The sequence below is a fragment of the Microtetraspora sp. AC03309 genome (genome assembly GCF_020826795.1).
In the GTDB taxonomy this organism is placed as follows: Bacteria; Actinomycetota; Actinomycetes; order Streptosporangiales; family Streptosporangiaceae; genus Microtetraspora; species Microtetraspora glauca.
Window position 1 is genome coordinate 1 of the sequence record NZ_JADDIL010000505.1, and the last position, 458, is coordinate 458.

Annotated in this window: 1 protein-coding gene; it reads right to left on the reverse strand. The window is 63.5% G+C overall.

The features are described from left to right. Positions 1 to 320: LLM class flavin-dependent oxidoreductase (locus IMZ11_RS44085; protein WP_228649709.1), on the reverse strand; the 320-nt coding region annotated here is incomplete at its 3' end. Positions 321 to 458 lie beyond the last annotated feature (138 nt).

Here is a 458-nt window from a genome sequence, read left to right on the forward strand (position 1 = left end):
CCACCGCTGAGCAGATCCACCTCGGCGGCCTGCTTGGCCACCAGCACCGCCTGGCGCTGCGGCAGGATGATCACGCCGGTGACCAGCTCCAACGAGGTGACGGCGGCCAAGTAGCCGAACATCACCATCGGCTCGTGAAATGTGGTGTAGAGGTCATAGGGGCCTGCCCAGTCCCGATGGACCGCAGGATCAGCACCGACCACATGGTCGTAGGCGAGGATGTGGGTGAAGCCCAGCTCTTCGACACGCTGGCCGTATGCGCGCACCGCTCCCGGATCTCCGCCGAGTTCCGTCTGCGGAAATACCACACCTACGCGCATGTCACCTCCAACACCACTCCCCAACCCATTCGTACCTGCCACACTCCCACATCGGCAAAGCTCCTCGAGTCGGCGTTGGCAACTACCCGGCACCGACCACGTCACGAATGAACAAAACCCCGCGCTTTCCGGGATCGC